At 62.7% G+C, this 24,889-nt stretch carries 15 protein-coding genes and 1 tRNA gene; 5 read left to right on the top strand and 11 right to left on the bottom strand.

Features of this window, described 5'->3' with window-relative positions:
- Positions 1-61: 61 nt before the first annotated feature.
- From AC0AII_RS07665 to AC0AII_RS07645, 5 genes are all read right to left on the bottom strand, one after another.
- Positions 62-655 (bottom strand): DUF4411 family protein, encoded by a 594-nt coding sequence (locus AC0AII_RS07665; protein WP_490446704.1) that lies wholly within the window; start codon positions 653-655, stop codon positions 62-64.
- Positions 652-1,833, bottom strand: coding sequence for an ImmA/IrrE family metallo-endopeptidase (locus AC0AII_RS07660; protein WP_490446703.1), 1,182 nt, complete (start codon positions 1,831-1,833; stop codon positions 652-654). The genes AC0AII_RS07665 and AC0AII_RS07660 overlap by 4 nt, the downstream gene beginning before the upstream one ends.
- Positions 1,834-2,004: 171 nt before the next feature.
- The gene (locus AC0AII_RS07655; protein ID WP_490446721.1) at positions 2,005-3,471 is read right to left on the bottom strand and encodes an FAD-dependent oxidoreductase; all 1,467 of its coding nucleotides are present in this window, start codon (positions 3,469-3,471) and stop codon (positions 2,005-2,007) included.
- Positions 3,472-3,589: 118 nt separating this feature from the next.
- Entirely contained in the window at positions 3,590-5,557 is a 1,968-nt protein-coding gene (locus tag AC0AII_RS07650) for a heavy metal translocating P-type ATPase (RefSeq protein ID WP_490446702.1), read from the bottom strand.
- 173 nt (positions 5,558-5,730) lie between these two features.
- Positions 5,731-7,575 carry a S1C family serine protease gene (locus tag AC0AII_RS07645; RefSeq protein WP_490446701.1) on the bottom strand — a complete coding sequence of 615 codons (1,845 nt, stop codon included), beginning with the start codon at positions 7,573-7,575 and terminating at the stop codon, positions 5,731-5,733.
- 232 nt (positions 7,576-7,807) lie between these two features.
- On the opposite strand from AC0AII_RS07645, the gene tgt reads away from it, so the two are divergent.
- Together tgt and AC0AII_RS07635 are read left to right on the top strand one after the other, a co-directional pair.
- Positions 7,808-9,106, top strand: coding sequence for a tRNA guanosine(34) transglycosylase Tgt (gene tgt, locus AC0AII_RS07640; protein WP_490446700.1), 1,299 nt, complete (start codon positions 7,808-7,810; stop codon positions 9,104-9,106).
- 56 nt (positions 9,107-9,162) lie between these two features.
- Positions 9,163-9,245: transfer RNA gene (locus AC0AII_RS07635), tRNA-Leu, on the top strand.
- Between the two features lie 149 nt (positions 9,246-9,394).
- Here the strand turns inward: AC0AII_RS07635 and AC0AII_RS07630 are convergent.
- A complete protein-coding gene (locus tag AC0AII_RS07630; protein WP_045934848.1) occupies positions 9,395-9,676 on the bottom strand; it encodes a metal-sensitive transcriptional regulator in 282 nt (93 codons plus the stop codon).
- Between the two features lie 119 nt (positions 9,677-9,795).
- Here AC0AII_RS07630 and AC0AII_RS07625 point away from each other — a divergent pair, with 119 nt between their 5' ends.
- The 3 genes from AC0AII_RS07625 to AC0AII_RS07615 all read left to right on the top strand — a co-directional run bounded on the left by AC0AII_RS07625 (position 9,796) and on the right by AC0AII_RS07615 (position 14,599).
- On the top strand, positions 9,796-12,654 hold the full coding sequence (locus AC0AII_RS07625; RefSeq protein WP_490446699.1) for a heavy metal translocating P-type ATPase: 2,859 nt from the start codon (positions 9,796-9,798) through the stop codon (positions 12,652-12,654).
- Between the two features lie 63 nt (positions 12,655-12,717).
- On the top strand, positions 12,718-13,986 hold the full coding sequence (locus AC0AII_RS07620) for an AAA family ATPase (RefSeq protein ID WP_490446698.1): 1,269 nt from the start codon (positions 12,718-12,720) through the stop codon (positions 13,984-13,986).
- Positions 13,979-14,599 (top strand): hypothetical protein, encoded by a 621-nt coding sequence (locus AC0AII_RS07615; RefSeq protein ID WP_490446697.1) that lies wholly within the window; start codon positions 13,979-13,981, stop codon positions 14,597-14,599. The genes AC0AII_RS07620 and AC0AII_RS07615 overlap by 8 nt, the downstream gene beginning before the upstream one ends.
- Here the strand turns inward: AC0AII_RS07615 and AC0AII_RS07610 are convergent, their stop codons facing one another.
- The 5 genes from AC0AII_RS07610 to AC0AII_RS07590 all read right to left on the bottom strand — a co-directional run bounded on the left by AC0AII_RS07610 (position 14,600) and on the right by AC0AII_RS07590 (position 24,726).
- Entirely contained in the window at positions 14,600-15,691 is a 1,092-nt protein-coding gene (locus AC0AII_RS07610) for an alpha/beta fold hydrolase (RefSeq protein WP_490446696.1), read from the bottom strand.
- 36 nt (positions 15,692-15,727) lie between these two features.
- Positions 15,728-18,058 carry a YhgE/Pip family protein gene (locus AC0AII_RS07605; RefSeq protein ID WP_490446695.1) on the bottom strand — a complete coding sequence of 777 codons (2,331 nt, stop codon included), beginning with the start codon at positions 18,056-18,058 and terminating at the stop codon, positions 15,728-15,730.
- Positions 18,055-20,691, bottom strand: coding sequence for a YhgE/Pip family protein (locus AC0AII_RS07600; RefSeq protein ID WP_490446694.1), 2,637 nt, complete (start codon positions 20,689-20,691; stop codon positions 18,055-18,057). Before AC0AII_RS07600 ends, AC0AII_RS07605 begins: the two co-directional genes overlap by 4 nt.
- A 262-nt stretch (positions 20,692-20,953) precedes the next feature.
- Positions 20,954-22,261, bottom strand: a complete 1,308-nt coding sequence (locus tag AC0AII_RS07595) for a chloride channel protein (RefSeq protein ID WP_490446693.1) — start codon at positions 22,259-22,261, stop codon at positions 20,954-20,956.
- A 56-nt stretch (positions 22,262-22,317) separates the two neighbouring features.
- On the bottom strand, positions 22,318-24,726 hold the full coding sequence (locus AC0AII_RS07590; RefSeq protein ID WP_490446692.1) for a S9 family peptidase: 2,409 nt from the start codon (positions 24,724-24,726) through the stop codon (positions 22,318-22,320).
- Positions 24,727-24,889 lie beyond the last annotated feature (163 nt).

Here is a 24,889-nt window from a genome sequence, read left to right as displayed (position 1 = left end):
CCACTGAATTTTTGCTGAACGACCGCTGAAAAGATGAGGCTGGCGATGTCCCCTCTCCATTTCAGAACAATACGATTGGATCTCCGCTCTTCTTGTCATGAGGCTTAGGAACATACCGGGCTTTCTTCAACCTCCCGTTTTCATCGAAGAACCGACGAAGATTCATGGTCTTTACCCCAAAATGGTCTGCGATGTTAGGGATCTTGGGCTCTTTCTTCATGTGCTGCCCCTGCTGCAGCGGAACCCGGGCCTCATCCGTCACAATGACCGCCCCCTTGACTTTGGCCACGGCGATCAGCCAGGGATCCGCCTTGCTCTCTGGCTCCCAACATTGGCGTGACTCTTCTGCGTAATACCCGCAGGTGACCAGATAATCCTGGATTTGCGCATAAACCTGCGCATACCTGTCATCCTTATGACTTATTTGGCGGCCTTTGAACACTGCACGCACCCAAAGATCCAGCATATCGGGATCAGCGGCTTGCTCGTTGACCAGCTCTTCGTAGACAACATCCACCATGGCAATCGCCTTGTCCTCAGCCAGCTTTTCCATCCATCGCCAGAAGGGATGGAACTCCTTGTAGTCGAAAGGATGGTTGAGCCGGTAGGAGGCGATGAAGATGTTGGAATCAGGCAGGTAGAGGGTAGCGGTCATATCAGCTTCTTTTCACGAATCAACCCCTGATAAGACTGCGGGGAGCGCACTCCCACCAGATCGAAGCCCTCAGTCGGAGCCAATCTGCCCCCGTCCATGGCGGCATTGACCAGGCGGACGAAACCGGTGTCAACCCTGGAGGCATTGATCCTGTTGCCATTACCATGGGTTTCCTGCTCCTGACGATGAGCAGTCTTGTTCTGAAGATGCCGATCCATTCGTGCCCGCAGTTCCTCGAGCGTATCCTCGTCAGTCAAGCCGAACTGATGGGCCTGTATCCCCATGGCCAAGGCACTCAGATGGAAGTCGTCAGCTATAGACTCCGCAGCGTCGGCCGGCTTTTGGCCCTCGTCCAGCTTCTCCTGCCACAGCCGCCGGAAGCGCTCGTCGTCAATCACAGCCATTACCACCGCCCGGTTTATCGCGCGCTCCATGGCCTTGCGGCCCCCTTGGCCGCCAATGCCGTCGAAGAGCTCCTGAGTGCCCAGCAGTACGTGCCCCACCTCGTGAATCAAGGTGAAGATCATGCCGTCAAAGGAATCATTTCTGTTGATGAACACCAGCGGAGCCATATCGTCGATCAGCACGAATCCCCGGAACTCCTGAAGATCCAGCTTTCGAGAACTCACGGAGCCCACCTGGGAGTTGAGCATGATCATGATGCCCGCATGGGAGGCACGTTCCTTGAGCTGAAGGAAACGGTCGCTGGAATTGCCGCCCTCCCAGGCAGAGCGCCCATCCAGCCCAAGGGTGGAGCGAAGCGCATCAGCCAGGGAATCGTCCTGCTCGGCATCGCGCACCGAACCGACTAGCGGGTTGGCATCCAGGCCAGACTCAAGCAATTCATCCCTGGCCCACTCCTGCCTGAACCGCATCTGGTCGATGGTGTCCTGCAGATTTTTGCTGGGCTGCACAGACGTGTTGCCTACGGTCCGGTAACGAACCAGAGGTTCAAGGCGACGCTGGGGCACAACCGACCTGACCAGGGCGCCGAAAGGCACATGCAGGGCCCTGCTGAGCTGCTCAACCTTGTTGAAGGATACGGATACGGGTTCCTTGGATTCCAGCCAATCCGGCAACTGGCCAAGTCCCCGGCGCTGAGACAGGGCCACTGGATCGGCATCGCTCTCCTCAACGGCCCACTGGAGGGTGGCCGGATAGAGAGTCAGATTAGCCATGTCACGCTCCTTCGATTCCGTGAGGGGCTCTAATGACAATGATAGCTGCACCAGGCCTATCCGTCTGCCGTAAGCACCCAGTAGGGCATACCAAGAAAACAGGGCCTGGGTGAGGATTCATGAACCTCATCCAGGCCCTGCCACTGCCACCGACGACCTAGGCGCGATCGTCTACTCGCCGTGGGCGAGCTGGCGGAGCTGGTCTGGGTCGATGACCTTGATGTGCTCGCGTCCGACCTTGGCGCCCTCGGCGCGCTCATAGGCATCGACCCGCTTCCAACCGGCGAAGTCGATAGGCTGGATGCCCTTGTCCGCCAGGAAACGATCAATTGAATCATCGTCCCGGTCCTGGGCAAAGCGGCCGCGAGTCGGGCTGGCCGCCAGATCATCCAGCATGTTGCCGATGGTCTCCAGGGCATCGGACTTGGTGGACCCGATCAGGCCCACAGGCCCCCTCTTGGCCCAGCCCGTGGCGTAGAGACGGTCGATGGGTCGGCCGTCCTGCCCCTCGGGAGCAGTGGTCACACGACCGTGGACGTTGGAGAGGGTGTAGCCGGAGAAATCGTAGGGAATGCCGGGAACCTCGGCAGGCTTGTAGCCGATGGCATGATAGACGGCCTGCACCGGGTACTCTTCGTACCGGCTGGTCTCCTCCATGGCGCCCTCGGGCGTAACCTTGGTCTTCTCCACGCGAATGCCGGTCACCCTGCCGTCCTGGCCGATGATCGCGGCAGGCATCCGGTAGAAGTGCATATAGAAACGGCGGTCGGCGGGATTGCCCTCGAAGTCGACGCCGCCGTCCTCAGCCATGTCCTCGGCCATTTCCCTGATGGTGAAGAGCTCCTCCAGCATCTGCCTGGTCAGCTTGTCGGCACCGGCCCGGTCGATGGTCTCCTGATCCAGGTCGAAGTCCTCTTCGTTGATGATGATCTGCACTCCGGGCAGCTTCTCCAGCTCGCGCAGCTCCTGAACCGAGAACTTGGCCTGGGCCGGGCCGCGGCGGATGAACATGTGCAGTTCGCGGGCCTTGTTACCCTGGACCCCCTGGTAGACATTGTCGGGGATGTCGGTGCCCAGCAGGTCGTCAGCCCGCCGCATCAGGATTCTGGAGACATCCATGGCCACGTTCCCGCCTCCGATGACGGCCACCTGCTTGGCATCCAGGGGCCAGTCCTGGTCAGCGTCGGGATAGCCGTCATACCATTCGACAAAGTGGGCGGCCCCGTGAACGCCATCAAGCTCGTGCCCGGCGATCTCCAGGGGGCGGTCGTCCACCGCACCAGTGGCGAAGAGCACCACATCGTAGCGTTCAAGCAGATCATCCAGGTTGATGTCCCTGCCGAACTCCACATCCGCATAGAGGTGGATCTCGGGATTGTCCAGGGTCTTCTCCAAGGCGCCGGCGATGTACTTGATGCTGGGATGGTCCGGGGCCACACCGTAACGGACCAGACCGAAGGGGACGGGCAGTTTTTCGAACAGGTCGATGCGGGCCCGGTCGCCCAGTCCAAGGTCGGCGCCCTTCTCCCGAAGCTGCCGCAGCAGAATGTCAGAGGCATAGACCCCTGCAGGCCCCGCGCCTATGACGGCCACGCGCAGGGGTGAGCCAGCTTCCTCGCCGCGGGCCGGTGCAGGCATGGTGGAATCGTTGACAGTAATATCGCTCATGCTTGTCAGCCTAACGCAAAGCAGGGGTCGGGAACAGGGTCGATCGGGCTCCATCCCCGGGACTTTCACCAAGCGTCGCGAAATGACCTCAGTCCCGGTCTATCAGCGCAGTCAGGGCCCAGAGGATGGAAACCACATCGATGGCCTCCTGGGTAAAGGCGCCGACAACCACCGGAATCAGGTCGAAGGCGGCACAGAGCATGCCCACCGTGGCCAGGGTCAGCCCCAGCATGACCGCCTGGAGCATGACCCGCTTGGTCCTGCGGGCGATGGTGATCGACCTGGGTAGACAGGCGATATCGTCATTCATGATTACGGCCTGAGCGGACTCAGAGGCAGCCGTGGTAGTGCCGTCAGTGATGGCCATACCCACGTCGGCGGCAGCCAGGACCGGAGCATCGTTGACCCCGTCCCCCACCATTACAGTGATGGATTTGGTCACTGACTCCCCCAGGAATTTCGACAGCCAGATGTCCCAGAGGGGCTGTCGGTTGGGCTCCTCCTTGGAGGCCTTGGCGATCAGATCGGCCTTGTCCTCAGGGAAGAGGCCGGCATGCACGTCGGTGATGCCCACCTGGTCGGCGATGATCCGGGCCGAGGCCTCCTTGTCACCGGTGACCATGGAGAGACGGGTGATCCCCAGCTCCCGCAGCTGGGCGATGGTCTGGGCGGCATCCGACCTGGGCACGTCCTTCATGACGACCCTGGCGGCCAAGACTCCATCAATAGAGACGAAGGAGGCCATCTCGTCAGGCGCCAAGGGGCCGAAGAAATCGCTTGAGTGCCCGTCACCCACGAACTGGGCCCTGCCTACCTTGACCTGATGGCCGTCAACCAATCCCTGGACCCCGTTGCCGGAGTCCTCCCGAACCTCCCGCGCATGCAGATGGGTCTCACCCTCGCTCCGTGCCCGCAACCGCTCCTGGGCGGCAGCTCCGGCCTCAGCGATCCCGTTGGCCAGGATGTGGACCGAGTAGGCCTCCACAGCGCCCGCCATGGCCAGAATCCGGTCTGTATCCACTTTCTGCTCCCTGCCGTCAGGCAGGTCGATCTTGGCCACTTGGGGACGTTTGACGGTCAGCGTGCCGGTTTTATCGAAGAAGATGTGCGAGACCCGGCCCAGATTCTCGATCACGTCCTGGGTTTTGATTAGCAGACCCGCCTTGGCCAGCCTCCCGGTCCCGGCCATGTAGGCCACAGGGGCGGCGATTAGCAGAGGACAGGGGGTGGCCAGGACCAGAACCTGGGCGAACCGGGTCGGCACGCCGGAGATGATCCAGGCCACACAGGCGATGATGAAGGCCACCACAGTGAAGGGGACCGCCATCAGGTCGGCTGTTCTGACGACTGCAGCCCGGGAGTTCTGGGCGGAGCGCACCAGGTTGAGGATGCGCTGGTACTGGGAGTCACGGGCCAGCTGGCGGGCCCGCATCAGGAAGGTGCCCGAGCCGTTGACCGCTCCGGACATGACCTGGGCATTCTGGTAGAGCCTGCGGGGCATGGGCTCACCGTTGATGGTGGACATATCCAGGGTGGCGGTGCGGCTTATCAGCTCGCCGTCAACGGGCACAGTCTCGCCGGGCTTGACCACCAGGAGGTCGCCCAGGCGGACCTGATCGACCGCCACCGTGCTCCAGTCGCTCTCCTTGGGAAGGCCATGCTCTCCCTCTGGCAACTCTGCCTGGACAACGTGGGCCACCTGAGGGGCGGCCTGAACCAGCACCGTCAGGTTGTTCTGCGCCCTGTTCCCTGCATACTGCTCGATGGCATCGCCGGAGTAGAGCATGAGGACCACGGCCCAGCTGGCCCAATACTGCTTGACAGCCAGGGTGGAGAGAATGGCGACCACAGCCAGGATATCCACGCCCACGTGGCCATGTCGCACGTCATCGATCATCCCCTTGAGGGTGTCCACCAGCGAAACAGCCACCAGGGCCGCAACCAGCCATTGGGCAGCCTGGCGATAGGGGTGCCAGAGCAGGCCCATGACCAGTCCGCAGACCAGAACCACCCAAAGCATGGGAACCTTCTTGGCGAAACCCAGGATTTTTGACATGACCACTTCCCCGCTCCGGACTTGTCTGCCCGACAGCCGCAGCCGGATCACGGCTCTCTTCTGCACCTGACATATCAAGCCTATACCGCGCCAGGCCCAGCGACGTACGGCGGATATGACAAGGGGCCGCACCCGTCATCTGACGGATGCGGCCCCTAGGGGTCAGCCCCGGATCACTGCCCGAAGAAGAAGCGGAAGGGATCCATGGAATCGTCGTCGCCCGAACCGCCCTGGTCGGAGTCACCGTCCTGACCGCTGCCGTCCGAGTTCCTCCTATTGGTCCTGGGCTTGCCCTGAACGGTCTGCTCCTCGCGGTCCAGAGTGGCGTTCACTTCGGAGGTCTTACCGTCCCTGACCACGGTGATCTTGACCGAGTCACCGAAAGCGGCAGCCCGGACAAAGCCCAGCAGGGAGAAGTTGTTGTTGACCGCATGGCCGTTGAAGGCCACGATGGTGTCGCCAGTCTTGATGCCCGCCTTGTCGGCCGGGGAGCCGGAGACCACCTTGGTGACCTTGGCACCGCCTCGGGTGACCCCATCGGCCTGGGCCGTGCTGCTCTGGATGGTGACGCCCAGGGAGACGTGCTTGGCCTTGCCGTCCTTGATGATCTCATCAGCGATCCGCTTGACCAGGTTGGAGGGGATGGCGAACCCGATGCCGATGGATCCCGCCTCAGACTTGGAGGAGGCCATGGAGGCGATGGAGGAGTTGATCCCGATGACCTCGCCGGCCGCGTTGAAGGTGGGGCCGCCCGAGTTGCCGGGGTTGATGGCCGCATCCAGCTGGACAGCGTTGGTCACAATGGGGTTGTTGTTGCTTTCGTCCATGACCGAGACCGGGCGGTTCAGAGCCGAGACGATGCCGGTGGTGGCCGTGTTCTCGTAACCCAGTGGGTTGCCGATGGCCATGACATTCTCGCCCACAGCCAGCTTTTCGGAGTCGGCGAATTTCACGGGCTTCAGGTCGGAAGGCGCCTGATCCAGGCTGAGGATGGCCAGATCGGCTGTAGTGTCGGTGCCGACCACCTTGGCCGTGTACATCTGCCCGTTGGAGAGGGTGACGTGGATCTCCTGGGCGCCATCGACCACGTGGTTGTTGGTGACCACATGGCCCTGGGTGTCGAAGACCGCGCCCGATCCTGCCCCCACGCCGCTCTTGGTCTGCACCTGAATAGAGACCACAGACTCAGAGACCTGCTTGCTGATGGCCTGCCAGTCGGGAGCCTGCCCGCCCTGGACCTTGGCCGTGCCCTGGCCCGAGGAGTTGGAGGAGACTCCGTTCAGCGAGGAGGACGAGGGCAGGGTGATCCATCCGTTGGACAGTGCCGCCCAACCCAGTCCCAGCATGAGGGCAGCGGCCACTAGTGCGGCCACCACAGCGGTGAAGACGTACTTGCCCGTGCCGCTCAAGCTGCTGCCGGCGTGGTTGGCTGGACCGGGCCGGCCGTTGGGGCCGCCGGAACCGAAAGGCGGGAAGGGACCCTGGCCGGAGGCCTGGCCGGCATTCTGACGGGGCTGGCCGTTCTGCCCGAACTGGCCTGGCTGTCCGTACTGTCCGAAGAAGCCCTGCTGAGGACCGGAGCCATACCCCTGGTTATTGGGCTGCTGCTGACCCTGGTCGTTGGCAGGCGGACGCGAGCCTGCGGGTGCGTAGGCACCATACTCGGGCGCAGGCCAGTAGTAAGACTGCTGCTGCGTCGGCGCATCCTGCCCTGTGGTCGAGCCGTTGGAGGCGGAGGCTGAAGCCCCGACGTTGCTATCGCCATTCGACCCGTTTTCCGTAGTCGCGGACTGTGCATCGACACCAGGCATGGCAATAGGGGTCGTGGGCCTCTGATCCCAGGCCTGAGTCTGCTGGTCCCCTTCTTCTGTCGCTGGGACTTGAGCAGAGTCGGTCTGGTCTGTGGAAGCTCCCGTCGCCTGCTCTTGCTCGGCGGCCCCGCGCTCGATGTGGCTTGGCTGCCAGGACTGACCGTCATCGCCGCCCCTCCAAGGGTCGGCCTTGTGCTCTTCAGCCATTTCTGCTCCTTCGGATCGATGCCGCTGCCTGCTATTCGGTCACGCTTGTCAATCTACCCCGTCGCCCGCGCTTTTTGCTGTTTCCGGCTGACAGGCGAAGCGGGTCGTCGCATGCATTGCTTCCAAGTCTAGAGCCGCAATGCTGAATGTTGTCTGGACATTGCATGAAAGTCATATCGACTGTACGCAGGGCAGCAACGGGACGGTTGGATGTCTTGGATACAGTGGAGCCATGAGCCTGATCACCAACCCGCTGGGAGCCACGCCGGGCCGACCCGGCGACCGCACCGCATTCTCATTCGAGACCCTGAACCGTCTGCCTGACAGCCCCGAAGGCCTGGGACGCGATGGCCGCCGCTACGGCCGCACCGGCATCATCCACACTCCCCACGGAGACATCCACACCCCCGCATTCATCCCCGTCGCCACCCAGGCGGCCATGAAGGCTGTCCTGCCCGAGCAGATGCGGCAGCTGGGCGCCCAGGTCCTGCTGGCCAACGCCTTCCACCTGTTCGAACGCCCCGGCCCCGACATTCTGGACCAAGCAGGCGGCCTGGCCCGGTTCATGAACTGGGATGGCCCCACCTACACCGACTCGGGCGGCTTCCAGGTGCTCTCGCTGGGGGCGGGATTCAAGAAGACCCTGGCCATGGACGTGACCGGCATGAAGTCGGACCAGGTGATCGCCGAAGGCAAGGAGCGCCTGGCCTTCGTGGATGAGGACGGGGTCACCTTCAAGTCCCCGCTCAACGGCGACCGGCACCGCTTCTCGGCCGAGATCTCCATGAGCATCCAGCACCGCATCGGCGCCGACATCATGTTCTCCTTTGACGAGCTGACCACCCTGATGAACACCCGCACCTACCAGGAGCAATCAGTGGAGCGCACCTTCCGTTGGGCGAAGCGCTGTGTGGACGAGCACCACAGGCTGACCCAAGCGCGGACCGGCAAGCCCTACCAGGCCCTGTTCGGCGTGGTGCAGGGGGCCAACTACGAGGATCTGCGCCGGCGCGCCGCCAGGCAGATCGCCTCCCTGGACTTCGACGGCGTGGGTATCGGAGGCGCCATAGAGAAACGGCTGCTGGGACAGACCTGCGCCTGGATCTGTGACGAAATGCCCGAATCCCGGCCCAGGCACGTGCTGGGCATCGCCGCTGTGGACGACATTTTCGCAGGCGTGGAGAACGGCGGGGACACCTTCGACTGCGTATCCCCGGCCCGTTGCGGCCGCAACGGAGCAGTCTTCACCCGTGACGGCCGCTGGAACATCAAGCGCGCCCAGTTCAAGGCTGATTTCAGACCCATCGAAGAGGACTGCGACTGCTACACCTGCACCCACTACTCCCGGGCCTACATCGACCATCTGCTGCGCGCCCATGAGCTCAACGGCTACACGCTGGCCACTATCCACAACGAACGCTTCTTCGTGAGGCTGCTGGACGAGATCCGCCAGTCCATCGATGGCGGCTACTTTGACGAATACAAAAAGGAGACGCTGGCCAGGTTCTACGCCCACGGATCCAAGGGCTGAACCAACACGCCATTATTGCGCCGCGCAGGCAACCGTGCTAACCTTTCCAGTTGTCTGCGAACGTGGCGGAATGGTAGACGCGCTGTCTTCAGGTGGCAGTGAGCTGATGCTCGTGAGGGTTCAACTCCCTCCGTTCGCACGAAGCAATGGAAATGTCTTCGGCTGACTGATGTCGGTCGAAGACATTTTTTATTGGTCCGATGGCAGCCGAGGCTGTTCAGCCTATTCGATATTCCCGGCACGCCCACCAGAATCCCCAGTCCGATTGGGCCTGTCGGACAGAGGTTGCTAGGAGCGGACCAGGCGGGCGATGGCATCGGAGGCCTCCTGCATCTTTTCGTCGGCCTCTTCGCCTCCCTTTTCGGCAGCTTCGCGAACGCAGTGGTTCATGTGGTCGTCCAGCAGGGTCAGGGCCACCGACTTCAGGGCGCTGGTCGAGGCGGCGATCTGGGTGAGGATGTCGATGCAGTAGGTGTCCGATTCGACCATCTGCTCGATGGCCCTGACCTGGCCCTCGACACGCCGGAGTCTGGTAATGGTCCGCTTTTTATCGTTGGCATATCCGGGCACGATTCACTCCATTCGCATTCATCCCATGGCCTTCATGACGCAGCCAAGACTGACCCGAATCCATGAAACCCATCTCGAAATTCACTATCAGTATACCCCTGGGGGGTATAGTGAGCCACATGAGCAGCATCCTGGTCCTTATCGCGGCCCTGGCCATCACGGCAGGCATCATCTGGTACTTCTTCGCGCCCAAAAAGGCCACCCAGGCCAAGGATGAGGGCGGTGTCCAGACCGTCCACATCACAGTCAAAGGGGGATACAGCCCTCAGCTGATCCAGGTTCAGGCCGGGCGGCCGGTCAAGTTGGTCTTCGACCGCCAGGAGAGCGGGGAGTGCTCCTCGCACGTGGTCTTCAACGACTTCAACATCGACAAGACCCTGCCTGCCTTCCAGACCTCGACCGTCCAGCTGACCCCGCCCAAGGCCGGCGACTATCCCTTCGCCTGCGGGATGAACATGCTCCACGGGATGCTCCGGGCCACCGATGGACCGACGACCGGCAGCGCCGGGACTCAATCCGAACACGAGCAGGGCGACCAGTCACAAAGCGAGCGCCCACAAACCGAACCCACCGAAACCGCCAAGCCTGCCCAGACCAACGGCGGCAACGACCAGGACGAGGCGGATCAGGAGCGCACGGCAGAAATCCGCGACCTGACCAAGCGCTTCATCGTGGCCCTGGTCTTCACGCTTCCGGTCTTCATCCCAGCCATGTTCGGCATGTTCCTGCCCATGCCCCACATCCTGATGAACCCCTGGGTCCAGCTGGTCCTGATCCTGCCGGTCATGTTCTACTCGGGCTGGCCCATCCACCGCACCGGGTGGCTGGCTCTGGCACACCGGGCTCCGGAGATGAATTCCTTGGTTGCCCTAGGCACTGCCACGGCCTTCCTCTACTCACTGGTGGTTACCGTGGCCCCGCAGCTCCTGCCCGAGGGAAGCCGTGAACCCTACTACGAGGCCGTGGGCACCATCATCACCCTGATGATCCTCGGCCAGATCCTGGAGGCACGGGCCCGGCGCGGCACCGGCGATGCCATCCGCGCCCTTGTCGGACTCAGGCCCAAGACCGCCACCGTGGTGAGGACCGGCCAGGACGGCAGGGAGACCACCCAGGAGATCGCCGTCGACGATGTGGCCGTCGGAGACGTAATCCAGGTCCATCCGGGCGAGAAGCTGCCGGTGGACGGCCAGGTCATTTCCGGATCATCCTCAGTGGACGAATCCATGGTGACCGGCGAGCCCATGCCTGTCCTCAAGCAGGAGGGCGATTCCCTGGTCGGAGCCACCGTCAACGGCACGGGCTCCCTGCGCTACAGGGCCACCCAGGTAGGGCAGGACACGGTTCTGGCTCAGATCATCCGGCTGGTCAAGACGGCCCAGACCTCCAAGGCACCCATTCAGAAACTTGCTGACCGCATATCGTCAATCTTCATCCCTGGGGTCATCCTGGTGGCGCTCTGGACCTTCGTAGCCTGGTGGATGTTCGGCCCCATGCCTCGCGGCGTATTCGGAATCGTAGCGGCGGTCTCCGTACTGGTCATCGCCTGCCCCTGCGCCCTCGGCCTGGCCACTCCCCTGTCCGTAACGATCGGCACCGGACGCGGCGCCCGTGCAGGCGTGCTCTACCGATCGGCGGAGGCCCTGCAGGGAGCGCATGACGTCGACACCATCGTCCTTGACAAGACCGGCACCATCACCCAGGGCCGACCTGAACTGGCTGATGCCCTGAGCGTGCAAGGGCTTGATGAGAACCTGCTAATAAGAGCGGCCGCGAGCGCCGAGAGCAATTCCGAGCACCCCCTGGCCCAGGCCATCGTCCAGGCCGCCAAGGACCGCGACCTGGAACTGGTCCCAGCCAAGGACTTCGATTCGGTCACTGGCGCAGGCATCGATGCGACCTTCCCCTCCGGCTCCTTCGAATCAGGCGGAGGCACCCCGCATGTCCTAGTCGGCAACCGCAGGCTGCTCCAGGGCAAGGAAATCGAACTTGAGAACGAAACGGCGGACCTGTCTGGCACGCAATCCCTCTTCGACACCGCCCGCAGCTGGGAGGATCAGGGCCGCACGACCATCTTCGTAGCCATCGACGGCAAGCTTGCCGGTGTCCTGGCCGTGACCGACCAGGTCAAGTCCGGGTCCAAGCAGGCCATCCACGACATGAACGAGCGTAACATCCAGACCATCATGCTGACCGGCGACAACCAAGGCACCGCCGAGCAGGTCGGCAGCCAGGTGGGCGTGACCCGAGTGGTGGCACAGATCCACCCTGAAGACAAGGCGAGCATCGTCAAGGCCCTTCAGGCCCAGGGACACAAGGTGGCCATGATCGGCGACGGCATCAACGACGCCCCGGCCCTGGCCCAGGCCGACCTGGGCATGGCCATCGGCACTGGAACGGACGTGGCCATCGAGTCCGCCGACGTGACCCTGGTCTCGGGCGACCTGAACGCGGCCGTCAAGGCCATTGACCTCTCTGCTGCGACCATGCGCAACATTCACCAGAACCTTTGGTTTGCCTTCGGGTACAACGGTCTGGGCATCCCCATCGCCGCCGGCGTGCTCTACCCCTTCATCGGCCTCCTGCTCAACCCCATGATCGCCGGCGCAGCCATGGCCTTCTCATCTTTATCAGTGGTGCTCAACGCCAACAGGCTGCGCCACACGCCCCTGAAGGCCAGGCCGATCAAGGAGGCCAAGCCAATCGACATGGATGCCCTGACCAGGGACCTCAGTATTTCCACCCATCAAGAACACAACCAAGAGAAAGGAAATGAGATGGGACTCTTCCATCATCATGACGACATGCAGCAGGACCAGGCAGCGACGGACAAGGTCACCGACCCAGTCTGCGGCATGACCATCGACCCCAACACAGCCGCAGCCAAGCGCGACTACCAGGGCAAGACCTACTACTTCTGCTCGCAGAACTGCGTCGATACCTTCGACGCCGATCCTCAGAAGGTGCTCAACAAGTAGGATTGCGGGCGTATCATATTCCTGTAGACACTTTTTATGTCTACAGGAATATCGGTGATTATCATGCGTCTGCTCAGAATGGTCGTCGAGGGCCTTGAACCCTTTGAAAACCAGACCCTGGCCCTGGATCTTTACGCCCGGGACCAGGTCCGCTCGAAAGCCCCTGGCAACGGTCTGACTTATCTGGAGAACAATCCGACCAGCCACATTTACGCACAGAACGTGCTGTGCCTCACAGGCATCAACGCGTCCGGCAAAACCACGGCGCTCAACGCCCTGGCTCTGGCCGTCAGCATCCTGAGCAAGGATGCCAGCCCCATGCTGTCCTCCGTCAGATCCCTCAGCGCCTTCGGGCCCAGCCTGCAGATTTCCCTGATATTCGAGTCCAATCAGCAGTTCTATCTGCTCAAATCACAGCTGGACGCGGTCCGGAACGACAACGCCGATGAAAGTACGGACCCGCTAGCAGATAGCACTTATCAGTTTTCTCAGGAACAACTTTGGCACTATCCAAGCAAACCCCTGCCCAAGTCCGTGCTTCGCAATACAAACGCTTTCCAACAACGCTCGAAGCTGATCAAGGTCCGGCGTCCGGCAGCCCAATCCTCAGGCGATGCATCCACCGATGCCTACCTGACCCAGGAGGCCTTCGACTACCTTTCGCCTCACTCGAGCATCGTTCTGCCAAAAACCAAGACGGGTCTGACTCAGGTCATCGCCCGCATCGGACCAGAAACCTACTTCCCTATCGTTCCGGTCGGCACCATCGCCGATCCCGTGCTGCACGTCTTCGATGACAGCATCGACTACTTCCATATCGACCAGGAACACCGCGCCCATCTGCGATTTGCCGGCACCTCTCAAGAAGTGGTCATGTCCAACATGGACACGGCCGGACTGCTTTCCCTGGGCACAGTCCGCGGATCCCGAATCGTCAAAGCAGCCATCCGGGTCCTGCGCACCGGCGGCTATCTGCTGATCGACGAAATCGAGAACAGCATCAACAAGGAGCTGGTGCGCATGATCATCAACCTCTTCATGTCTACGACCAGCAACCCTCACGGCGCTACCTTGGTGTTCACGACCCACTACGCGGAACTGCTCGACCTGATCCAGCGCAAGGACAATATTTACTTCCTCAGACGCGGCGAGGACGAGCGCAAGGGCATCCAAGCGATCAATTACTCGGAGGCAGTCAGGCGCGGGGAGCTCAAGCACAGCGAGGTTTTCCTGTCCAACTATATCGGAGGCACCGCTCCCAAAGCAGCCGAGCTCAAGACCATGCGCCAATACGTAGCCGACCAGGTAGCAGGGCAAGAACATCATGCATAGCAGGCGGGAGAAGCTTGCAAGGGCCATCGGAGACGATGCAGTTCTCTTTTCATGCGAAGGCGTAGCCGAGCAGGTCATTGTCGACAAACTGGTCACCAAGCACCTGACCTTCATCGATTGGAATCGCATTATCACCGACCCCTACAACGACGATGCCTGGTCAACCCGCGACAGAAGCGGCGAGAGCCTGGCTCGTGACTTCCTGACCCAGGACTACGGACGAAATGTGACCATCCTCTGCATACAGGACCAGCTGGGCCACCGCACCTTGCTGCGCCAGCCTTACGCTGAACATGCCCGGACCATCAACGTCACCACGCATCCCGAGATCGAGATGCTGATCGTCTACCGCGAGGGCAAGCTGGACGAGTACAACAGTTGGAAGTCACACCATCGCGGCGCAAAGAACAGCAAACTGAAGCCCAGTCTCTTCTGCAAGGAAGTGCTGGGCAAGGACGACCACGACTTCCGCAACATCAAGAAATATCCTTTTCTGAATCAATACTGGGATGATGCGGATGCGCTGGTCAGAGCTTTAGAGCTGTACAGGGAATTAGCCTCGGCAAAAAAACAGGGCGGTGACTTCCTACTGGCCGATCTGCTCAACGTCTGATCAGCGGTCGTCAGCGAGCTGCCAGGGCTGGTCGAAAAAGTCGAAGATGCGCTCCAAGTAGGGCCCCAGAACCTTGTCAGGCATCTGGTAGAGCTCGTGCATGCTGCCCGGGATGCGCACCAGCGTGGCCTGGCAGCCGCCCTGCTGGACCTGGTCGACAAAACGGTTCTGGGGCATCGGCAGCACGAACCGGTCGGGTTGCGCCTGAAAAAGCAACAGAGGGGTCTCCACCCGATTGCACCGATCGGGACGCAGTATGGCCCGGCTCATCTCCAGGCTCTCCCTGACCCAGCCGAAGGTGGCTGCGCTGGTCTGGTAGTGCAGTTCCTTGGCCCGTAACTTATGGGTCCAAGCCACCCGAGCCTGGCTGCCATTGGGGTACTTGCCCATGTCCAGTTCGGGGCGGAAGGGGCCGAACCCTGGAGCCATGCTGCGCGAGCGGCCCATCATGCAGGCGGCGTTTGTTGCCGTCCAGGCCACCGAGGGCATGAACCCGGTCCTCGGAGCAATCATGGGTGATGACAGGACCGCCTTGTCAATAAGGGAGGGGAAGGTTTCCAGCATCCGCGCAGCCACGCCGCCGCCCATGGAGTGGGCATAGAGCACCATGGGCTTGTCCTGAGCATATTGCTGGCCCACCTGGGAGCAAAAGGCGGCCAGATCCGCCACATACCGCTGCCAATGATCCACCCATACCAAGCTGGGATCACTCACGCCACGGCCGGAGAAACCGTGTCCCCAGTGCTCGGGAATGCAGACGGAGTACCCCTGCATCAGGAAGTACCAGGCCATCTCCTGATACTTGTCGGCGAATTCCGAAAAACCGAAGGAAATGATTACGGCCCCGCGCACGCGAGCCGACCCTGACTCCACCGCGCTCTGGCGAAACAGCGTCCTGTCATAGCAGACATAATGCAGAAGCCGGGAGGGGTCGACGCCGCTGAGATGGGCCTTGTCCAGCAAGGTTCCCCCGTCCTCGCCGCCGTCATGGGAGATCATCCATCCCTCACTGCGGCAGGATGCCAGGTCAGGAAGGACGCGATCCTTCATGATCTGGTCGTAGTGGCGCTCCTCAACCAGTTGGACGCTCATGCTCTCACCCTATACCACCTGCTGTTGGACTCGGCCCTACATGAGCCGGGTGCTCTCCAGGTTTCTGACGATCCAGTCATTGAAGCGGATGACGGGCTTGCGCAGGACCAGCCCCAGCAGCAACGAAGGCACCAGGAAGAGAGCCAGGGTGGCCATCTCCCGCCAGAACTCCATGCCGTAGGCTCCGGCAACGGCCGACTGCATGGCACCGATGGCGTGGACGAAGGGCAGGAAGGGATAGACCCCCTGGAAGAAGCCGGGCAGGGTTTCCATGGGGAAGGTGCCGCCCGAGCCAGCCACCTGCATGACCAGGAGGATGACAGCGATGGCCTTGCCGATGTCCCCGAAGGAGACGACCAGGGTGTAGATCAGATTCATGAAGACGAAGGAGGCGAAGACCGCCACCAGCACGAACATCAGCGGATGCACGCACTGGACCTTCAGGTAGAAGAGGTCGCCCAGGGCGATCAGGCAACCCTGGAGAATGGCCATCAGGGCGAAGACCGCGAATCTGCCGAAGTACTCCTGGTAGAGCTGAAGGCCAAAGCGGCGGGCGTTGCCTGGCGACTCGGGGCGGAAGGCCCCCCAGGAGCGGCTGTCCTCGGTATCCTCATCCAGGTCATCGGCCCTCTTCCAGGCATCCTGCAGGGAGTCCAAGTGCAGGACGAAGGCCTTCTTCTTGTCGGACAGAGCCACCTTCATCATGGCTGCCAGAATGGTGGCGCCCACCCAGATGGAGAGGATGGTGTAGAAGGGGGTCATGGCCGACCCGTAGTTCATGACCGGGAAGACCGCATGCCGATGGATGCCGACAGGCGAGGACAGCAGCGCAGCCAGGGTTTCGGAATCCCCGCTCAGCAGGGATTTGACCTCCTGGGTATCCTTGCCCTGCGAAGCCTGGGTCAGGTGTTCCCCCAGGCCAGTCAGCCGCTTGGAGGCCTGGTCCAGACGCTGGGAGATCTCACCCAGCTGGTCCTTGGCCTGGCTGATGTCCTTGGTCATAGGGCCCGTTAGCCCAGAGGCGCCTTTGACGGTTCCATCCAGCCCCGTCAGCAGCCGGTCGGTCGAGGTGACCACGGTGTCCATGGAGGAAGCCAGGTCGTCCAGGCGGGGCTTCAAATCATCGCGGTACTGGGCGCGGACCTGATCCACCGAGGCGCGGGCCTGGGCGATCCTGTTCTTCAGATCCTGCCGCTGACCACCCAGCTTGTCCTTGCCCTCCTTGGCTGTCTGGGAGGCCTGGCTGATCCGGTCCGCCAGGTCGCGCTGGGTTGCCTGTGCCGCGCGCATTCCGGCCTGGGCCTGATCGATGGCGGTCAGCAGGGCCTGGCGCTGGTCTGCTGTCAGATTGGCGTCGGATTCCACCGTGGCGCGCAGATCCTCCAGGCTGGCGATCATCCGGTCGTAGTCGGCCGCCGAGTCTCTGATCCGTTCGCTTAGATCGTTCAGCTGGCTGCTGACGGCATCGCTCTGCTGACCTACCTTGTCAAAAGCGTCGTCGATCTTGGAGCCGATGGTGTCATAGGCACCCGATGCCTGGTCAAGGGCAGCGTCGACCGCCTGCGCCGACCCGGAGAGGGACTTGCCCAGATCCTTGGACCCCTTGGTTCCCTGGTTCAGGGCCTTTCTGGCATCGGCCATGGCGGAGTCGGATCGGCCCAGAATCCTGCCGGTGGAGTCGATCATCTGTCCGGAGGAGTCCAGAAGGCCCGCATAGGCATTCACCTGGCTGGAGGCAGTGGTCAGCCGCTGTGACATCTGATCGATGTGGCCGGTCGTCCTGGTCAGATAATCCTGGACCTGGGGGCTCTGGGAGTAGGTGAAGACCTGGCTGGCCAGGTCAATCCCCACCTGGCCCACGGTTTTGACGAAGGTCTTGTCGATGGTCGTGGCCACGGTGTCGGCCCCCTGCTCGGTGACATGGGGGGCGATGGCGTTCTTCTTCTCGTTCAGGTAGTACTCGAGGTTGGCGTGCTTCACATCCTGCGAAAAGAGGGTCATCATGTCCGCGCTGAAATCCTTGGGGATGACGATGGCGGCATAGTACTCGCCTGAACGCACCCCCTCCAGGGCCTGGTCGCGGTTGACGAACCTCCAGTCCAGTTGGTCGTTGGCCCGCAAGGTGCTGGTGACCGTCTCCCCCACGTTGATCCTGACCGGGATCAGGTCGGACTTGTACCCCTTGTCGGTGTTGGCCACGGCCACCTTGATGGCCTTGGTGTTCTTATAGGGGTCCCAGCTGGCGGCGATGTTGAACCAGGCATAGAGGGCCGGGACGATGATCAGGCCCATCAGGACGATGATGGCGATGACGTTGCTGGTGGCGTCGGCCAAGTCCTTGCGCAGGATCCTCCAGATGTTCCTCATCGGCGATCACCATCCTCGTGAGCGCCCTCCTCATCGCGGTTCAAAACTGATTCACGCACGGCCGTGGTCAGCCTGGTCATGGCCGAGGGGCCCTGCCGACGCGGGCGGATCAGGGTATGGAAGTCCATGCCGGGACGCTCGGTCAGGCCCAGCTGCTGTACATAGCTGTCGCAGATGTACTCGACGATGATCAGGTAGGCGTCGATCAGGACGATGGAGGCGATGCAGGCGATCAGCATGACGATCTTGGCCTCGGTGCTGAACAGCAGGATGAGGAAGAGGACCGGCAGCAGCACCAGGGCCAGACCAGCCCGGATCAGCGTTGGATAGAGGGCCAGGAAGCGATGCGCCCGCCGCCTTACGACGGCGCGGTAGTCGCCCTCGCCCAGGATGGAGCGGGCCAGACTGCCCAGGCTCAGGCGACGGTCGGCCGAATGGTTCTGTTCGGTCAGCATCAGGTCGGTGGCGCCGAGCCGCCGGTCGAAGAGGGCATTCAGGTTGAGCAGGTATCGCCGCACCACCAGTCCGATCAGGAGGGCCGCAGGCAGGTACCAGAAGATGTGGAGCATGTCCTGCCAGTAGTGGTTGCCGTACATGCCGCCGATGGTCTCGCGCATGGCGTTGATCCCGTAGGTGAAGGGCAGCCAGGGGTTCAGATTGCGGAAGAAGTCGGGCATCATCTCAATGGGGTACATGCCCGAGGAGCCGGGTATCTGCAGAATGACCAGGACCACAGCCAGGGCCTTGCCGATGTGCCTGAAGGAGGCGGCCAGGGCATAGATGATGTTGATGTAGACGAAGGAGGCAAAGACCCCGGCCAGGACAAACAGGGCCGGCTGCTGGCACTGGATGCCCAGCATCAGGTCGCCCACTGTAGCGATCAGCGCCTGGAAGAAGCCGACGAAGACCAGCAGAAGCCAGCGGCCCAGGTAGGCCTGGGTGGCGGTGCACTTGCGGATGCCCTCCTTGTCGACCTCCAGCTTGTAGATGGCGATCAGGATGAACCCGCCCACCCAGAGGGCCAGATTGGTGTAGAAGGGCGCCACGGACGACCCGTAGTTGCTGACCGGATAGACCGTGTGGGAATCCAGCTTGACCGGAGAGGCCATGGCCTTTCCGAAGGATTCGGGGCTCAACCCCAGGGTCTGGGACATCCGGTTCCAGGCGGCCGAGGACCCCAGCGCCGCCACATCGGTGCGAACCCCCTCCAGATCGGACCTGACCGAGGCCAGGGAGGCCCTGGTGGTGGACAGGGTCGACTGGGCCTGACCAATGGTGGAATCCAGCTGATCCAGCAGGGCATCAGTCTGGGCGGCTGTGGTGGCCAGGCTGCTCAGGGCGCCCTGAAGGGAGCCGTTGGAGGCATTGAGGTTGTCCAACCCGGTAAGAAGGTTGGGCATGGAGGTCCCCGTCAGGCTCTGGCTGGCCGCGGTCAGGGCCTTGATGCCTGTGTCGCCGGTGTCGGTCATGGCCGAGCTCAGGTCCGATGCGGCCTGCTTGCCCGAGTCCAGGGCCGTCGAGGAGTTCTTCTTGAAGGCATCCAGGGAGGCCTTTTGCTGCTGGTTGGTCTTTTTCAGGTCGTCGATCTGCCGTTGAATGCTCTCGTAGGCCGGATCACCGGGATGCAACCCGGACTGGTTAAGACCCGACTGGAGCCGGTCCACGGTCTTTCCGTTGGCTTCGACCAGCTGGCCCAGGCCGGAGTTGACCCGGTCCACCTTGTCCTGGGTGGCGTTCAGGTCGGCCGTTATCCCGCCTGCAACTGTATTCACATCAGTGACCGCGCTGGACAGCCGAACTGACCCGTCCGCCAGGGCCTGATTCAGTGCAGATGAAAAACGAAGACTGTCGTCACGGGTCCTGGTCATCTGGTCCTGGGCCTTGCTCAGGGTGGCCTGGGTGGCCGATATCTGGCTCTGCAGGTCCTTGATGTCGCTTCTGGAACCGGCCACGGTCTGCCGGGCCTGGCCCATGGTGGAACCAATCCGGTCAAGCTGGCCGTCCGTCCGCTCCAGCTGATCGATAATGTCCCCCAGGTCGCCCACCACCTGGCTACGGCTTTGCTCAGCCGCGCCCTTGGCGTCGCCGGCTGTCTGCAGGACCTTCCCGGCCAGGGCATCGCTGACGGCCGAGACGAAGACCGTGTTGATCTCCTGGTCGATGGTGGAGGCGCCAGTGTCGGTCACCTTGGGAGCGATGGCGTTCTTCTTCTCGTTGACGTAATAGTTCAGGGCAGGCCTGTTCCCGGTCCCCTCGACGATGCCGACCAGGTCGGCACTGAACCGTTCAGGAATGATGATGGCCGCGTAGCACTGGCCCGAGTGAACCTCGTCGATGGCTCTCTGGTCGTCGTCCATGAACTTCCAACCCAGGCTTTTGTTGGCGCGCAGCTCCTGGATGACTGATCTGCCGGCATTGATCCTGCCGGTTTGCGCGGATTGCGCCCCTCGGTCCATGCTGACGACGGCCACGGGGAGGTTCTTGGCATTGCTGTATGGGTCCCAGAGGGCCATGATGTTGAACCAGGCATAGAGGGAGGGCAGCACGGCCACGCCGATGGTCACGACCAGGGCCACGGGGTTGCGCAGTATCCGCCAGAGATCTCGCCTGAAGATGGCCAACACGGTCTTCACCGCCAGGCACCTCCTTCTTGTCTGTCCGGGGTATCACGGCATTGGCCTGCTCCACTCGGATCGGCTGCATCCTCCCGGGACCTACGTCCGGCCCGAGTATAGCCACCCTTCCTTACTGGCCCAGGCCGGTCAGCTGATCGTGAATGCCCGCTCGATGCCCGCTCAATGCTGGAGGCGGAAGGGCAGGCATGCGACCAATGGTGGTTTCATCGTATATGAGTAAGGACGGATCCCTTGGGCGACACGGGCTACCGACGACGGTTTATGCCTTGGCCACGAACAGACGGGAGACCGCCGTCGACAGGGCCACAGCCAGGCCCATGGGCATGAAGGCCATGACCGGCAGATGGCAGACCTCCATCAGCATGGCCATGGCCATGAGCGGGGCCTGCTGGGAGGCGGCCAGCAGGGAGGCGGCGCCGATCACGGCACACTGCCAGACCGGCAGACCGGGCATAAGGCAGGCCAGCAAGAGGCCCAGAACAGCGCCCATGGCGGACCCCAGGGCTATGGACGGCGTCAGAGTACCGCCAAAGGCTCCGGCACGGATGGTGGCTGTGGTCAGCAGAGCCTTGGCCAGTGCGAAGAGGGCCAGCAAGGCGAGCGGCTGAGCCAGTTGGAGTCCGGAGAACCCCGCAGACAGCCGCTGGTCCATGCCCATCTGAGCCAGAGCCCGGCCGTTGCCCAAGACCTGGGGAACGGCCAGGGCGACCAGACCGGTCAACAGCGCTACCCCCGTCAGTTGCCAGATGGCTGCAGGGCCAGTGGTTCTATGGGCCTCTGCCCAGGAGGTCATCCGCCGGAATCCAGCCCCCAGCAGACCCATGACCGGTCCGATCAGCAGAACCACCGCCATGAGCCAGGGCCGGAAGGGCGCGGAGCCGACCTTATAGTAAGGAGCAAACCCCTTGATGGAGCCTCCGACCAGAGTAGCCAGGGCCGACATGGCCAGATTGACCGTCACCACTTCGGCATCCACCCGCCGCAGCAGCACCTCGATGCCGAAGAAGGCCCCAGTCAGCGGTGCGATATAAATGCCGGCGAATCCGGCTCCTGCTGCGGAGGCCACCAGCAGCGGACCGTCCTGATCACGCAGCCCAAGCCGCCGGCCCATCCTGGTCCAGAGACCGCCCAGAAGGGCCCCGGCCTCGCGCGGAGCCACCTCCCTGCCGATGGAGCCGCCAGCAGCCACAAAGAAGATCTGGGTGAGCACATGAACCACGGTCCGCCCCGGGGGCATGGGCGCGCCCTTGACAGCCTGGCCGACCGAGGGAACCAGCCTGGTCCTCGTCCGCAGCCAGGCCCAGACCAGACCAGCCACCAGACCGGCAACTGTCACCGAGGCCAGCCTCCTGATCGGCGGCACCGCCTCAGCCGTGGGAGTCCCTGGAGTCTCGGCGAAGCCCAACAGACCGACCTGGGTCAGCTCGAAGAATCTTGCCAGCAGGCCCGAGGAAAGTCCGACCAGCAGGCCCAGGCAGAGCACCGAGACCGCCAGGCCCCAGCTGCGGGGAAGCTGGAATCCGCGTTCGGGCCCTGGTGTCTGGTCAGGCTTTCGTTGGGTATGCACAACCCCAATCTAGCGGAAGCAACCGCCAGCAGAGCGTCAGCCCAAGCAGCCTTTTGTCAGTCCGTCTTGTTCTTGAGAGCCTCCCGTAGGAAGTCCCGCTGCAGAATAAGCAGGTTCTCGGCAACAGTCTCGTCATTGGTCATATGGGTGATGCCGGTCAGCGGCAGGACCGTATGGGGACGGCCAGCCGCCATCAGAGCGCCGGAGAGCCTCAGGGTGTTGGCCACGGAGACGTTGTCATCCGCAAACCCGTGGATCAGCATCAGCGGGCGGCGCAGCGAGGGGGCGTCATCAATGATCCCATTGCGGCGGTAGACGGCCGGGTCCAGACCCAGATAACGCTCGGTGTAATGGGTGTCGTAAAGAGTCCAGTCCGTGGGCGGGGCGCCAGCACAGGCCGCATGGATACGGTCGGGAGCCCGCAGAACCGAGAGGGCTGACAGGAAGCCGCCATAGGACCATCCGATCATGGCCACATGCCCCAGGTCGGCCTCGGGAGCGAAGTCCGGCAGAGCCGCCAGAGCCTCAAGTTGATCATCCAGAGTCACCTGGGCCATGTCCTCGAAAATGGCTCGATCCCAGGCAGGCCCACGACCCGGCGTACCCCGGCCGTCGGCGGTCAGGACCAGGAAGCCCTGATCCGCCCACCACTGGGACTCCCAGTAGTAGGACTGGTTGAAGACCACCTGCTGGGCGCCCGGCCCGCCGTAGGGCTTGAGCAGGACGGGCAGGCTGTCGGCGCTGGCGTAGGGGCTGGATTCGGACGGTCTGACGATGGCAGCGAACAGCTCGTGCTGGCCCATGCGCACGAAGTCCACGTTGGGAGTGAACCCTGGATCGCTGCTGGTGTCGGCCAAGACGGCGCTCATGGCTCCTTGGCTATTGGTATGACCGGCATCCACGGCCCGCCGATCAGGACGATCCTGATGCTCCGGCCGTACAGACTCACCAGTCTGCCTAGCGCTGCTGTCGGGGCGGGCTTCGCCCACCAGCCCCAACCCTTCAGCACCCAGTCGGTCCAAATCTCCATCAGCTCCCAGGTAGCAGTGACGCACCTGCCCCTGCGCCGAAGCCATGGTCCGGCCGCTGACCACGATGCCATGGCCGGCTCGCGAGGCGGACCACACTCCGGGCAGACGGTTGAGCACATGAATGGAGCCGTCATAGCCCAGGCGCATCAGGTCGAAGCTGCGGGGGTCAGTAGAGACCACCGCCAGCACATCGCGGTCCTCCACGGACAGCACCTGTCGAATCTGGCAGCCAGCGGGAGAGAATACCTTTCCGTCCAGGCGCAGCCGTGTGGTATCGGCTTCTGTATCGATGAAGGCATCCACCAGCCCGCCCTGGGGCTGGTAGGCCGGCAGCCCCGGCACCAGGTCGATCCACTGGTCGTTGCCATGCTTCTGCAGCACCCTGGTGGCCACCTTGGGCGCCGCCTCGGGATCAAGCAGGGTCATATTCTGCCCCGGCTCCAAGCCCTGGCGGGCATCCGGCACCTGCACATCCAGGATCCTGTCCTCGGTCTGTCGACGGTTCTGAACCAGCAGCAGGGGCCGATGCCCGTCCTGCCAGCGGACCACGGCCAGGTACTCGAAGGCCTGATGGTCCCAATCCACCTCGCCCACCCAGGGATCGTCGTCATCCTGGCCCAGGAGGACCAGACTCAGCCCGACGCGGGCGTTGGCGGTCAGAGCCTGGGGATACCGCCGAGCGCGCGGCCCGACCTGGGGATTGGCCGGATCGCTGATGTACCAAATCGGCTCATCGGAGGAATCCGTGTGCTCGACCAACAGGGACCGGGAATCCGGCGACCACCAGAACCCCTGGTAGCGGTCCATCTCCTCACCGGCCACGAACTCGGCCAGCCCCAGCCGCATCCGATCATCGGTGCCGGGGCGCAGGGCCAGGACAGCCCGTTCACGGTCCTGCTCGGCACCCTGCCCGATAGTGACCACCATCAACCGGTCGCCAGTGGTATAGGCCACCATAGTGCCGTCCGGACTGATGGCAGGATTGAGCACAGCCGAATCGCTGTCTCCCAAACTCAGGACCCGCGTGGAGGCGGTGAGACCATCAGGGGCAATCAGTGAGAGCCAGAGCCGACCGCCCAAGGCAAAGACCACCCGATCCCCGGCAGCGTCCACGCTGTAATCGACAATGCCCTCGCCGCCCTCCCGCGAGCGCTCCCTGCGAGCTTGCTCAGCGGCTGGCACCTGTTCCTGGTCCGCATCATCCAGCAGGGCCCTGGGGTCGGCCAGGAGCACCTCATGGTGGCGGCCTTCCTGGTCAAAAACGGACAGCCAGAGCCCGGTCACCAGGTCTTCAGGTCCGTCGGAGCGCAGAAAGACGGCCCGTGAGCCATCCCCCACCGCCAGGGCCGACCGTGGCGCACCCAACGTAAACCGCAGGGTCCGGGCCTTGGCCCGCGGATATGCCTCCATCGCCCGATCCACCTCTTCGGCCATGCTCGCTCCTCGAATATCTCTGACATGATCCCCATGATCATGCGTCTGCCACGATGATAAGCGCCCAGGCGCCAAAGGGGAATTCGAATAGCTCAACTGCGATACGCCGCCCAGCCCGCAGCAGACGTTAATCGTTCTACATGAGAAATTCTTATTGCCGAAT

The organism is Bifidobacterium sp. VU/mBH4 (B4), from assembly GCF_058199535.1.
Note: the sequence above shows the minus strand (reverse complement) of the source record. Positions and strands in the feature narration are given on the sequence as shown.